Origin of the sequence: Roseicyclus sp. (genome assembly GCF_052168335.1) — a bacterium.
GTDB lineage: Bacteria > Pseudomonadota > Alphaproteobacteria > Rhodobacterales > Rhodobacteraceae > Roseibacterium.
The window spans coordinates 1-11,677 of record NZ_JBQLZP010000570.1; the positions used below are offsets into that span (position 1 = coordinate 1).

General features: G+C 68.9%; 16 protein-coding genes. 7 read left to right on the forward strand and 9 right to left on the reverse strand.

Features of this window, described 5'->3' with window-relative positions; genetic code table 11:
• The 4 genes from ACTS11_RS17510 to ACTS11_RS17525 all read right to left on the reverse strand — a co-directional run.
• A partial coding sequence (locus tag ACTS11_RS17510; protein WP_442641579.1) for an ornithine cyclodeaminase family protein occupies positions 1–866 on the reverse strand: 866 nt, incomplete at its 3' end.
• Positions 863–1,492: an HAD family hydrolase gene (locus ACTS11_RS17515; protein WP_442641580.1), complete on the reverse strand. Its 630-nt coding sequence runs from the start codon at positions 1,490–1,492 to the stop codon at positions 863–865. The genes ACTS11_RS17510 and ACTS11_RS17515, both read right to left, overlap by 4 nt.
• Complete coding sequence (gene fghA / locus ACTS11_RS17520) at positions 1,489–2,328, reverse strand: S-formylglutathione hydrolase (RefSeq protein ID WP_442641581.1); 840 nt, start codon at positions 2,326–2,328, stop codon at positions 1,489–1,491. The genes ACTS11_RS17515 and fghA overlap by 4 nt, the downstream gene beginning before the upstream one ends.
• A 61-nt stretch (positions 2,329–2,389) precedes the next feature.
• Positions 2,390–3,340: an AEC family transporter gene (locus ACTS11_RS17525; protein ID WP_442641582.1), complete on the reverse strand. Its 951-nt coding sequence runs from the start codon at positions 3,338–3,340 to the stop codon at positions 2,390–2,392.
• 121 nt (positions 3,341–3,461) lie between these two features.
• Here ACTS11_RS17525 and ACTS11_RS17530 point away from each other — a divergent pair, with 121 nt between their 5' ends.
• Positions 3,462–4,079 carry a TetR/AcrR family transcriptional regulator gene (locus ACTS11_RS17530; RefSeq protein ID WP_442641583.1) on the forward strand — a complete coding sequence of 206 codons (618 nt, stop codon included), beginning with the start codon at positions 3,462–3,464 and terminating at the stop codon, positions 4,077–4,079.
• A gap of 1 nt (position 4,080) precedes the next feature.
• Positions 4,081–4,401 (forward strand): hypothetical protein, encoded by a 321-nt coding sequence (locus ACTS11_RS17535; protein ID WP_442641584.1) that lies wholly within the window; start codon positions 4,081–4,083, stop codon positions 4,399–4,401.
• A gap of 188 nt (positions 4,402–4,589) precedes the next feature.
• On the opposite strand, the gene ACTS11_RS17540 is transcribed toward ACTS11_RS17535, so the two are convergent.
• The 4 genes from ACTS11_RS17540 to ACTS11_RS17555 are packed head-to-tail and all read right to left on the reverse strand — an operon-like array spanning position 4,590 to position 7,341.
• Positions 4,590–5,309 (reverse strand): NYN domain-containing protein, encoded by a 720-nt coding sequence (locus ACTS11_RS17540; RefSeq protein ID WP_442641585.1) that lies wholly within the window; start codon positions 5,307–5,309, stop codon positions 4,590–4,592.
• The gene (locus tag ACTS11_RS17545) at positions 5,299–5,709 is read right to left on the reverse strand and encodes a hypothetical protein (protein WP_442641586.1); all 411 of its coding nucleotides are present in this window, start codon (positions 5,707–5,709) and stop codon (positions 5,299–5,301) included. The genes ACTS11_RS17540 and ACTS11_RS17545 overlap by 11 nt, the downstream gene beginning before the upstream one ends.
• Positions 5,699–6,202 (reverse strand): GNAT family N-acetyltransferase, encoded by a 504-nt coding sequence (locus ACTS11_RS17550; protein ID WP_442641587.1) that lies wholly within the window; start codon positions 6,200–6,202, stop codon positions 5,699–5,701. The genes ACTS11_RS17545 and ACTS11_RS17550 overlap by 11 nt, the downstream gene beginning before the upstream one ends.
• An 8-nt stretch (positions 6,203–6,210) precedes the next feature.
• Positions 6,211–7,341, reverse strand: a complete 1,131-nt coding sequence (locus ACTS11_RS17555) for an S-(hydroxymethyl)glutathione dehydrogenase/class III alcohol dehydrogenase (RefSeq protein ID WP_442641588.1) — start codon at positions 7,339–7,341, stop codon at positions 6,211–6,213.
• Positions 7,342–7,423: 82 nt separating this feature from the next.
• Here ACTS11_RS17555 and ACTS11_RS17560 point away from each other — a divergent pair, with 82 nt between their 5' ends.
• The gene (locus ACTS11_RS17560; protein ID WP_442641589.1) at positions 7,424–7,693 is read left to right on the forward strand and encodes an I78 family peptidase inhibitor; all 270 of its coding nucleotides are present in this window, start codon (positions 7,424–7,426) and stop codon (positions 7,691–7,693) included.
• Between the two features lie 35 nt (positions 7,694–7,728).
• Here ACTS11_RS17560 and ACTS11_RS17565 read toward each other — a convergent pair whose 3' ends face one another.
• Positions 7,729–7,929: a hypothetical protein gene (locus ACTS11_RS17565; protein WP_442641590.1), complete on the reverse strand. Its 201-nt coding sequence runs from the start codon at positions 7,927–7,929 to the stop codon at positions 7,729–7,731.
• A 423-nt stretch (positions 7,930–8,352) separates the two neighbouring features.
• On the opposite strand from ACTS11_RS17565, the gene rimP reads away from it, so the two are divergent.
• From rimP to ACTS11_RS17585, 4 genes are all read left to right on the forward strand, one after another.
• Complete coding sequence (gene rimP / locus ACTS11_RS17570; protein WP_442641591.1) at positions 8,353–8,928, forward strand: ribosome maturation factor RimP; 576 nt, start codon at positions 8,353–8,355, stop codon at positions 8,926–8,928.
• Between the two features lie 2 nt (positions 8,929–8,930).
• The gene (gene nusA / locus ACTS11_RS17575) at positions 8,931–10,547 is read left to right on the forward strand and encodes a transcription termination factor NusA (protein WP_442641592.1); all 1,617 of its coding nucleotides are present in this window, start codon (positions 8,931–8,933) and stop codon (positions 10,545–10,547) included.
• 25 nt (positions 10,548–10,572) lie between these two features.
• Positions 10,573–11,205, forward strand: a complete 633-nt coding sequence (locus ACTS11_RS17580; protein WP_442641593.1) for an RNA-binding protein — start codon at positions 10,573–10,575, stop codon at positions 11,203–11,205.
• Positions 11,202–11,677 (forward strand): translation initiation factor IF-2 associated domain-containing protein (locus ACTS11_RS17585; protein ID WP_442641594.1); only part of this gene is annotated, 476 nt, incomplete at its 3' end. The genes ACTS11_RS17580 and ACTS11_RS17585, both read left to right, overlap by 4 nt.

Consider the following 11,677-nt stretch of genomic DNA (forward strand, 5'->3'; position numbering starts at 1 on the left):
TGCGCTCCGCCGCCGTTCTTGAAGACGGTGATCTCCTCGTCCGACCCGCGCGCATAGGCGCCGGAGGACAGATCGTAGTAGTCGCCGAGAATGTCGGCCTCCGAGAGGACACCCGCCTTGAGCGGGATCTCCACCTCGCCGATATGTCCGATCGTCGTGTGCCGCGCGTCGACGAAGAGGCGCCCGCGCCGCAGGACCTCGTCGTCCGCCTCGCGCATGTCCGGGCGGTAGGCGCCGATCAGGTCGACATGGGTGCCGGGGGCGAGCCAGGCGCCGAGGAGCACGGGCTCCCTCGACATCGTGGCGCAGGCGACGATGTCGGCGCCGCCCGCGGCCTCCGCCAGATCCGTCACCGCCTCGGTGTCCGGAAAGGACGCCGCCAGCCGCCGCGCGGCCTCGGCCGAACGGTTCCAGATGCGGAACCGCGCGCGCGGGAAGGCGGCGCCATAAGCCTCGCGCAGGCTCCGCGCCACGGTGCCCGCGCCGACGATCAGGATCGTGTCGCTGTCCGGCCGCGCCAGCCTCCGCGCGGCCAGCAGGCTGTCGCCCGCCGTCTTCCACTTCGTCACCAGGTGGAAATCGAGGATCGCCTCGAGCCGCCCGTCTCCATCCGAATAGAGGCTGACGCCGCCGTTGACGCTCGGCACCCCGTTGCCGGGATTGCCCGGAAAGACCGTCGCGGTCTTCACCAGCGCGCCCATCCCGTCGATCCAGGCCGCCCGGCTCAGCAGCGTGTCGGCGCCCCGGTAGAGGAAGGTGTCTCCCACCTCCGCCCGCGGCAGGAGGTGCCCGGCCTCGAGTGCGCGCGTCAGCTCCAGCCAGTCGAGCCGCGCCTCGACCTCGGCCGCGACGATGGTGACGCTCATGCCGCCGTCCCCTCGGCGTCGAGAAGGCCCGCGGCCGCGAGCACGGAGGCGAACCCCTCCGGCGCCTCGAAGAGATGCACCTGCCAGCCCCGCGCCCGCGCGGCGGCGATGTTGTCGGCCCGGTCGTCGGTGAAGAGCAGGCGCTCGGGCGCGACGCCCGCCATGCGCTCCACCGCCTCGTAGATCCGCGGGTCGGGCTTCATGAAGCCCAGGTGCCCCGAGACCACGGCGCCGTCGAACTCGTTGAGGAAGTCGTAGCGCGTCTGCGCGAAGGCGAAGCTCTCGGTGCCGAAGTTCGTCAGCGCGTAGACCGGCACGCCGCGCGCCCGGAGCGCGCGCATCAGCTCGACCGTCCGCGGGATCGCGGGGCTCGCCATCTCGATCCAGCTGTCGTGCCAGTCGCGGATCTCGGCCCGCCAGTCGGGATGCCGCTCGGCCATCTCGTAGATCACGTCGCGGAACCCTTCCCCGAGGTCCACGCGCTCGTTCATCCCCGCGAGGTCCACCTCGGCGAAGAGCGCGCGGCGCCGCGCCTCGCCGATGGTGCGGTCGTAGTGCCGCTCGGGCGCCCATTCCAGAAGCACGTTCCCGACATCGAGGACGACGGCCTCCACGTGGCCGCTCATGACCGCGCCCCGTACATCGCCTCGGCGTGGAAACTCACGTGATCCTCCATGAAGCTCGACACGAAGAAGTAGGAATGGTCGTAGCCCGGCTGCATCCGGATCTGGCCGTTCTGCCGCCGCGCGACCATCGCCTCGGCCAGCGCCTCGGTCTTCAGGAGGTCGCCGAACTGGTCCGCCGTCCCGGTGTCGATCAGGACCGGCCCCGGAAATCCGCGCCCGCGCATCAGGAGCGTCGCGTCATGCGGCTCCCACAGCGCGGTGTTCTCGCCGAGATAGGCCGTGAACTGCTTGCGGCCCCAGTCGCTGTCGCTCGGGTTGCAGATCGGCGCGAAGGCCGAGACGCTGGCGAAGCGGTCGGGGAAGGACATGGCGATGGTCAGCGCGCCGTGACCGCCCATGGAATGCCCGGTGATGCCCTGCCGCTCCTCGTCGAGCGCGAAGCGGCTGAACAGCGCGCGCGGCAGTTCCTCGGTCACGTAGTCCCACATCTGGAAATGCTCGGCCCAGGGGTCCTGCGTCGCGTTCACGTAGAAGCCCGCGCCCTGCCCGAGATCGTAGGCCGCGTCGTCCGGCACGCCCGGACCCCGTGGCGAGGTGTCGGGGAATACCAGCGCGATGCCCTGCTCCGCCGCCCATGCCTGGGCCCCCGCCTTCACCATGGCGTTCTCGTGCGTGCAGGTCAGCCCCGAGAGGTACCACAGGACCGGCACCGGCCCCTCCTCCGCCTCCGAAGGCAGGAACAGGCCGAAGGTCATCTCGGTCCCCGTGGCGTCGGAGGCGTGCCGGTAGACGCCCTGCGTCCCCCCGAAGCACCGGTTCTCGGAAATCGTGTCCATGCTGGTCCCCTGTTGCGGCACGCTCCATCGGTAGCGCGCGCGCGACCCGCGCCGCAACCCGTCAGAGGCCGACCGTGATCCCCGCGTAGCCCGAGACCCAGGCGATCACCGCCGAGACGGTCAGGATCGAGACCGCCGTCGAGATCAGGATCGAGGCCGAGACGCGCTGCGGCGCGATCCCGTAGTGCTGCGCGAGGATGTAGACGTTGCCCGCCACCGGCAGCGAGGCCGCCGCGATCATCACCGCCGCGTCGAAGGGCTCGACCGGGAAGAGGACGAGCGCCGCGAAGGCCACCGCCGCGGGGTGCAGCACCAGCTTGCAGAAGCTGAGCCACCCCGCGACCGACAGACGTTCCGCCGACTTGCCCGCCAGCGACGCGCCGATGGCGAAGAGCGCGCCGGGCGTCGCCGCCGCGCCGAGGATGCCGAGGAACTCGTTCACCGGGCCCGGCACGTCCCAGCCGGTCGCCGACCAGGCGAGGCCGAGGCTTATGGACACGATCATCGGGTTCTTCAGAAGTCCGATCCCCACGCTCCGCATCGTCGAAAGCCGGACACGCCCCTCCCGGCTGCCGGTGACGAGGATCACGATGAGCGACGAGAACACGACGAGGTCGATCGTCAGCACCATCAGGACCGGCCCCGCCGCCGCCTCCCCCAGCAGCACGACCAGCATCGGCACCCCGAGAAACCCCGTGTTCCCGATCGTGGCGCACTGCGCCTCGAAGGCCGCCTCGCCCACCGGCCTCCGCCGCAGCATCGCGACCGCGGTGGCGATCAGGTAGACGACGAAGCAGCCCCAGAGGTAGGCCGCCACGAACCACCAGTCGAATATCTCGCCCAGCGACAGGTTCGCCGCGAAGCGGAACAGCATCGCCGAGAGCGCGAAGTAGAAGACGAACTTCGTGAGGTAGGCCGCCGCCTCTGCCGTGAAGAACCCGGTCCGGCAGGCCTGGTAGCCGAGGCCGATCAGGGCGAAGAACGGAAGTGTCTTCAGGAAGATCTCGAGCATGACGCGCCGTCGCTACGACGCGGCGAGGCCCGAGTCCAGCCGTGCCGCGCACGCGAAGGCCCGGGGACTTGTCGAAAGTGAACCGAATGGTTTACATTCAACTCCCAGAAGGGGACATCGCATGAACGCCGAAGCTCGGATCAAGAAGGGTCGCAAGTTCGACCAGGTGGTCGATGGCGCGCGCGCGGTGTTCCTGCGCGAGGGCTACGAGGGCGCCAGCGTCGACGAGATCGCGCGCGACGCGGGCGTCTCGAAGGCCACGCTCTACAGCTACTTCCCCGACAAGCAGCACCTCTTCCTGGCCGTGCTCGAGGCCGAATGCGCCCAGCAGGCCGAGGTCGAGTTCCTGATGGACGCGGGCGAGCTCAGCGTCGAGGAGACGCTGCACGTCATCTGCAAGGCGCTGATGACCTTCATCCTCTCGCGCTTCGGCCAGGACATGTTCCGCGTCTGCGTCGCCGAGGCGCAGCGCTTCCCCGAGCTCGGCCGCGCCTTCTACGACAGCGGGCCGCGGAAATGGGGCCGCAAGATCGCGCAGTATCTCGACAGCCCCAGGGCCCGCCACGTCCTCGACATCGAGGACAGCGCGCTCGCCGCCGACCAGCTCGCGCAGCTCTGCCGCACCGATCTCATGCTCAAGGTTCTCTTCGGCATCGAGAAGGACCCGCCCGAGGCCGAGATCGACCGCATCGCCGCCGAGGCGGTCCGGACCTTCCTCGCCCGCTACCGCCGCGCCTGAGATGGCCGGCCACGTCGATCCGACCCGCGAGAGCTTCGCCGCCTTCCGCGCGATGGAGCGCGAGGGGCCGGTGCACATGCTGAACCTCCTCCGCTTCCGCGAGCGCGCGGCCTACGACGACGGGACCGAGTGCTCGGGCGCCGAGGCCTACCGCGCCTGTGCCCGCGAGAGCGGCCCGATCTTCCGGCGCCTCGGCGGGCGGCAGGTCTGGCTCGGCACGCCGGAGCTGATGCTCATCGGTCCCGAAAGTGAACGCTGGGACCTCGCCTTCATCATGGCACCCGCGGCCCCGGGCGACACCTTCGGCGAGACGGGTAACTGACCCCCCCTTCATCCTGGTTGAAAACTCCGGGGGAGCGCCGCGCCCCGCGGCGCCGGGGGCAGCGCCCCCGACAGGCGCGGTGGAGCGGTTCCCGGAACGGGGACCCGACACCGCGCCTTCGCCGGTCGCCGCACGCAGGGCGGCGAAACCCCTTCAGTCGATGCGCCGCGCGCAGGGCGGCGACCCCCTCAGTCGATGCGCCGTACCAGGAGCTGGTTGCCCTGCCCCCGCTTCACCTCCAGCGTCCGCAGGCTCTGCACCAGGTCCGAAAGCTTGCGCTTGCCGTAGGTGCGGGTGTCGAAGTCGGGGTTGGCCGAGGTCAGGAACTGCCCGATCTGGCCGAGCGAGTACCAGTCGTCCTCCTGCTCGATCCCCTCCATCGCCCGGTAGACGAGGTCGCGCGCCTCCTGCAGCGGGCGCTTCTCGACCGTCTTGCCGGTCTCGGCGGTGCGCTCCTCCTTCTCGTCCTCGCCGAGGATGTTCTCGATGAAGATGAACCGCTTGCAGGCCTTGCGGAAGGCGTCGGGCGTCTTCTGCTGGCCGATGCCGTAGACCTCGAGCCCCTGCTCGCGCAGCCGGCTCGCCAGCCGCGTGAAGTCGCTGTCCGAACTCACCAGCACGAAGCCGTCGAAGCGGCCCGAATGCATCAGGTCCATCGCGTCGATCACCAGCGCGATGTCCGAGGCGTTCTTGCCCACGGTGTTCGCGGGCTGGTGGTGCGGCACGATGCCGAACTCCGCCTGCACGTTCGACCAGCCCTTCATGTGGGTCGAGGAGAAGTCGCCGTAGATGCGCCGGACGCTCGCCTCCCCGAGGCTCGCGATCTCCTCGAAGATCGCCTTCGCGTGCTTGTGGGACGTGTTGTCCGCGTCGATCAGGACCGCGAGAAGCGGTGTGTCAGTCGCCATGCCCGAATACCTCCGGCCCCAGCGTGTCACAGCTGGCCCGGCCATGCCAGAGCGCCCGGAGCGCCTCGGCCAGGATGGCGGTCGTGTTCGCGAGGTAGATCGTGCCGCTTCCCGCCTCGAGATGCACCGCGGCCCCCCTGACGCGCGCGCCGCAGATGCCGAGGTGCAGCTCGCCCTCCACGCCCGCGGCAAAGCCGTCGAGACCGCCCGAGGCCTGCGGCAGCAGGCGCAGGAAGACATCCGTGATGCCCCCGCTTTCCGAGATCTCGAGGGCGGCGACGGTGGCGCGGTCGAGCTCGAACGCCGCGCCCCCCGCGTCGAGCGTCAGGAGCGGCGCCGCCCCGGCCTGCGTTCCCCCGACGAGCGCGAGAGGGAGGATCGCCGCGCCCCTAGGCCCCATCGCGAAGGTCCTTCCACATCACCAGCGCGTCGACAAAGCCGAGCGTCGGGTGCCGGAACGCGCCCGGCAATCGCCCGACGATGCGGAACCCCGCCCGCTCCCATGTCGCGACCGCGCGCGTGTTCGTGGAGACGACGAAGTTGTACTGCATCGCGCGGTAGCCCTGCGCCCGCCCCTCGGCGAGCGTGTGGTCGAGCATCGCCCGCGCGATCCCCTTCCCCCGCGCCTCGGGCAGGGTGCAGTAGCCCGCGTTGCAGACATGCGCGCCGTTGCCGGTCTGGTTCGGCCTCAGGTAGCAGCAGCCGAGCGGCGCACCCTCGGCCTCGGCGATCCAGACCCGCGCGGAGGGCGGCCAGAAGTAGCTCAGGCCGCCCGCCTTGCCCCCTGCCGGGTCGGCGCAGAAGGTCTCGCCCGCCTCGACCGCGGGCTTCAGGATGCGCCAGACGGTCTCGTCGTCGGGGCCACGGACCGCCTCGCGCAGCACCAGGGTCATCCCGGCCGTCAGTAGACCACGACCGAGCGGATCGACTCGCCCGCGTGCATGAGATCGAAGGCCCTGTTGATGTCCTCGAGCGGCATCGTGTGGGTGATCATCGAGTCGATCTCGATCTTGCCGTCCATGTACCAGTCCACGAACTTCGGCACGTCCGTCCGCCCCTTGGCGCCACCGAAGGCCGTGCCTTTCCAGACCCGCCCGGTCACGAGCTGGAACGGCCGCGTCGAGATCTCGGCCCCCGCGGGCGCCACGCCGATGATGACCGAGACGCCCCAGCCGCGGTGCGAGCATTCCAGCGCGTCGCGCATCACCTTCACGTTGCCCGTCGCGTCGAAGGAGTAGTCGACGCCGCCGATCTGGTCGGCGCCGCGCTTGGTCAGATTGACGATCTCCTGCACCACGCTGCCGTCGATCTTCGAGGGGTTGATGAAGTGCGTCATGCCGAACTTGCGCGCCATCTCGGCCTTGGCGTCGTTCAGGTCGACGCCGATGATCATGTCGGCGCCCGCCATGCGCAGGCCCTGGATCACGTTGAGACCGATGCCGCCCAGCCCGAAGACCGCCGCCGTCGAGCCGATCTCGACCCCGGCGGTGTTGATGACGGCGCCGATCCCGGTGGTCACGCCGCAGCCGATGTAGCAGATCTTCTCGAAGGGCGCGTCGTCGCGCACCTTGGCGAGCGCGATCTCGGGCATGACCGTGTGATTGGCGAAGGTCGAGCAGCCCATGTAGTGAAAGATCGGGGTGCCATCGAGCATGGAGAACCGCGTCGTTCCGTCGGGCATCAGGCCCTGGCCCTGGGTGTTGCGGATCGCGGTGCAGAGATTGGTCTTGCCCGACAGGCAGGACGGGCACTGACGGCATTCGGGCGTGTAGAGCGGGATGACGTGATCGCCCGGCTTGAGCGTCGTCACGCCCTCGCCCACCTCCACGACGACGCCTGCGCCCTCGTGCCCGAGGATCGACGGGAACAGCCCCTCGGGGTCGGCGCCCGAGAGGGTGAATTCGTCGGTATGGCAGATGCCGGTGGCCTTGATCTCGACGAGGACCTCGCCGGCCTTGGGCCCGTCGAGGTTGACCTCCATGATCTCCAGGGGCTTGCCGGCCTCGACCGCAACGGCGGCACGTGTACGCATTGAACCATCTCCTCACTGATCGGTTGTCCTGGCGCGACCTTGTGCCAAACTTTTCCCACAGGCAACGGAGGATGCCATGCAGATGATCCGTTTCGTTCCCCTCGCCCTCGGCGCCGCGATCCTGGGCGCCATGCCGGCCTGCGTGCCCGTCGTGGCCGAGGACGACACCTGCGGCGCGTCCGCCTACAGCCACCTCGTCGGCCGCGACCGCTCGGTGGCGGAGGACCTCCGCCTCGTCCAGCCCAAGCGCGTCTACGGCCCCGACGAGGCGGTGACGATGGACTTCAACCCCGACCGGATCAACTTCGTCATCGGCGAAGACGGCGACATCGCCGAGGTGCGCTGCGGGTAGGCGGGGCGAACAAGCCGGCCGCCCCGCCAAACGGATCAATGGCGAGTCTTCCTCAAAGACGCCGCGATTGCGCGCGCGTTCGGAAAACGACGACCTTTGATCACTTCATTGACGCGCCCAGGATTTACATCGAACGATGCTGCGATGCGGTTCTGGAACTCACCAGCCCAGTGACGCAGCCAGATCTGAACTGCGTCAGCCTCGTTGAGCCGATAACTCGGCTGTCTGTTGCTCACGATGTATACCTCCGTGAGTGAGACATTCAGAGGCGTTGACGGCGAATCCAAACAATGCAAGATGCAGAGTGTGAATTCACAATGTTGCCCCTGAATGGGGTTGCTACCTAGCGCGAGGTGTTGAGAGCACCTCGCGCTTTCATTTTCTACCATACGGTGGTCGGCGTGCGTCAAGGCGCTCGCACCGGATATCGTTCAGCACACAACCATATCCACGAAATGTAGAAGGGGCCTGTGGATAAGTGCTCGCGTGGTCCCGATCTTGCGCTACGGATGCCACGGACATGACGCCTTGCGCCGCCCCCTGATTCCGCCTATATGCGCGAGAACAGCGGCGCCTCGGGGTCCACACCCGGGGCTCCACCGGGACTTTCGCGGGCCGCTCGGCCCGCTTTTTCGTTTCTGGGGACCCCGAAACCGCACATGAACGACCTGATCGCCAAGACGTCCATCGACCGTCGCATGGCCGAGATCCTGATCCCCGTGATCGAGGGGATGGGCTTCGAGGTCGTGCGCATCCGGCTGATGGGCGGGCAGACCAAGACGCTCCAGATCATGGTGGAACGGCCCGACGGCGGCATCGAGGTGGACGAATGCGCCGAGATCTCGGGTGCCGTCTCGGCCGTGCTCGACGTGGAGGACCCGCTCGAGGACGCCTACACGCTCGAGGTGTCGAGCCCCGGCATCGACCGGCCGCTGACGCGGCTCAAGGACTTCGAGACCTTCGAGGGCCACGAGGCCAGGATCGAGACGACCGACATGATCGACGGCCGCCGCCGCTTCAAGGGCGTTCTGGCGGGCGTCGAGGGCGACGAGGTGCTCCTCAACGTCGACGAGGGCACGATCGGCCTGCACTTCGACTGGCTGTCGGACGCCAAGCTCGTGCTCACCGACGACCTGATCCGGGAGATGCTTCGTGCGCGCAAGGCGGCCGGCATCATCGACGAAACCAAGTTTGACGATATCGAGGAAGTGACCTCGGAGGCGGAGGACAACTAAAGATGGCCATCACGTCAGCCAACCAGCTCGAGCTTCTGCAGACCGCCGAGGCCGTCGCGCGGGAGAAGATGATCGACCCGTCCCTCGTGATCGAGGCGATGGAGGAGAGCCTCGCGCGCGCCGCGAAGTCGCGCTACGGCGCCGACCTCGACATCCGCGTGAAGATCGACCGCAAGACGGGCCGCGCGACCTTCACCCGCGTGCGCACCGTGGTCGAGGACGACCTCGTCGAGAACGACAAGGCCGAACTGACCGTCGCGCAGGCGAAGCAGTATCTCGAGGATCCCAAGGTCGGCGACACGATCGTGGACGAGGTTCCGCCCGTCGATATGGGCCGGATCGCCGCGCAGTCCGCCAAGCAGGTGATCCTGCAGAAGGTCCGCGAGGCCGAGCGCGACCGCCAGTACGAGGAATTCAAGGATCGCGCCGGGACCATCATCAACGGCATCGTCAAGCGCGAGGAATACGGCAACGTCATCGTCGACATCGGCCGGGGCGAGGGCGTCCTGCGCCGCAACGACAAGATCGGCCGCGAGAGCTACCGCAACGGCGACCGCGTGCGCTGCTACATCAAGGACGTGCGCCGCGAGACGCGCGGCCCGCAGGTCTTCCTCAGCCGCACCGCGCCCGAGTTCATGGCCGAGCTCTTCAAGATGGAAGTGCCCGAGATCTACGACGGCATCATCGAGATCAAGGCCGTGGCCCGCGACCCCGGCAGCCGCGCGAAGATCGCGGTCATCTCCTACGACAGCAGCATCGACCCCGTCGGCGCCTGCGTCGGCATGCGGGGCTCCCGCGTGCAGGCGGTGGTCAACGAGCTCCAGGGCGAGAAGATCGACATCATCCCGTGGAACGAGGACGCACCGACCTTCCTGGTGAACGCGCTCCAGCCCGCCGAGGTGACGAAGGTGGTTCTCGACGAGGACGCCGAGCGGATCGAGGTCGTGGTTCCCGACGAGCAGCTCTCGCTCGCCATCGGGCGGCGCGGCCAGAACGTGCGGCTCGCCTCGCAACTCACCGGCCTCGACATCGACATCCTCACCGAGGAAGAGGAATCCAAGCGCCGCCAGGCCGAGTTCGAGGAGCGCACGCGCCTCTTCATGGACACGCTCGACCTCGACGAGTTCTTCGCCCAGCTTCTCGTGGCCGAGGGCTTCTCCTCGCTCGAGGAGGTGGCCTATGTCGACATGGACGAGCTGCTGGTGATCGACGGCGTGGACGAGGGCACGGCGGAAGAGCTTCAGGCCCGCGCCCGCGACTACCTCGAGGAGCAGAACAAGAAGGCGCTCGAGAAGGCCCGCGAGCTGGGCGTGGAGGACACCCTCATTGAATTCGAGGGCCTCACCCCCCAGATGCTGGTGGCGCTCGGCGAGGACGGCGTGAAGACGCTCGAGGACTTCGCCACCTGCGCCGACTGGGAACTGGCCGGCGGCTGGACCACGGTAGACGGTCAGCGGATCAAGGATAACGGTCTGCTCGAGCCCTTCGACGTGTCCCTCGAGGAAGCCCAGAACATGGTGATGACCGCCCGGGTCAAGCTCGGCTGGGTCAGCATCGAGGAGCTGGAGGCGCAGGCCGCCGCCGAGGCGGAGGCCGCGCAGCTCGAGGCCGAAGGCTGAGGCCAGGGACCGGGGGGGCGCCGCGATGACGCGGGGCGGCCGCAGGACAGAGGGTGACGAGGGCTCCGAACGGCGCTGCATCGTCACCCGCGAGACGCAGCCCAAGGAGGGTCTGATCCGTTTCGTGGTCGGGCCCGACGGGCAGATCGCGCCCGACGTGCTGGAGAAGCTGCCGGGCCGGGGGATCTGGGTCGCGGCGGACCGCGGCGCGATCGAAAAGGCCGTGGCGAAGAACCTCTTCGCACGTGCGGCGAAACAGCCGGTGACGGTGCCGCCGGACCTCGTCGACAGGGTCGAGGCCGCGCTGGTCCGCAGGCTCACCGACCTCATCGCGCTCAAGCGCAAGGCCGGCGAGGCCGTGGCCGGTTTCGAGAAGGTGAAGGACTGGCTCGCGGCCGGAAACGTGGCCGTCCTCCTGCAGGCGACCGACGGGTCGGAGCGGGGAAAAACGAAGCTCTGGACGCCGACGGGCGCCCGCTACTTCAGCGTCCTGACGGCCCGGGAATTGGGTTTGGCATTCGGACGCCAAAGTGTGATACATGGCGCGCTTGCCGCTGGCGGTCTCTCCCCCCGTGTTGTAGAGGGTGCGGCGAAACTCAGGGGCCTGCGCAAGGCAGACGGCGGAAAGCCCGCCGGGAAAGACGAACGGAACGCATGAGCGACACGGACGGAAAGAAACCCCTTGGCCTCTCTGGCGGCGCGCGGTCCGGCCGCGTGAACCAGAGCTTCTCGCGCGGGCGCACCAAGAGCGTCGTCGTCGAGACCAAGCGCAAGCGCGTGGTGGTGCCGAAGCCCGGCGCACAGTCCGCTGCTGCGCAGAATGCCGAGGGTGGGAAGCGCGACAAGGCGGTTCCCGACGCCGAGCTCGAGCGCCGTCTGAGAGCCCTCCAGGCCGCCAAGGCCCGCGAGGCCGAGGAAGAGGAACGCCGCGCCGCGGAAGAACGCGAGCGCGAGGAAGAGCGCGCCCGCCGCCGCGCCGAGGCCGAGGCCCGCGAGCGCGAGGAACGCGAGCGCGAGGAGGCCCTGCGCGCCAAGGAAGAGGAAGACCGCCGCCGCCGCGAGGAGGAGGAGGCCCGCCGCAACGCGCCCCCCGCCGCCGCCGAGCCGGCCCAAGCAGCCGACAGCGCGGC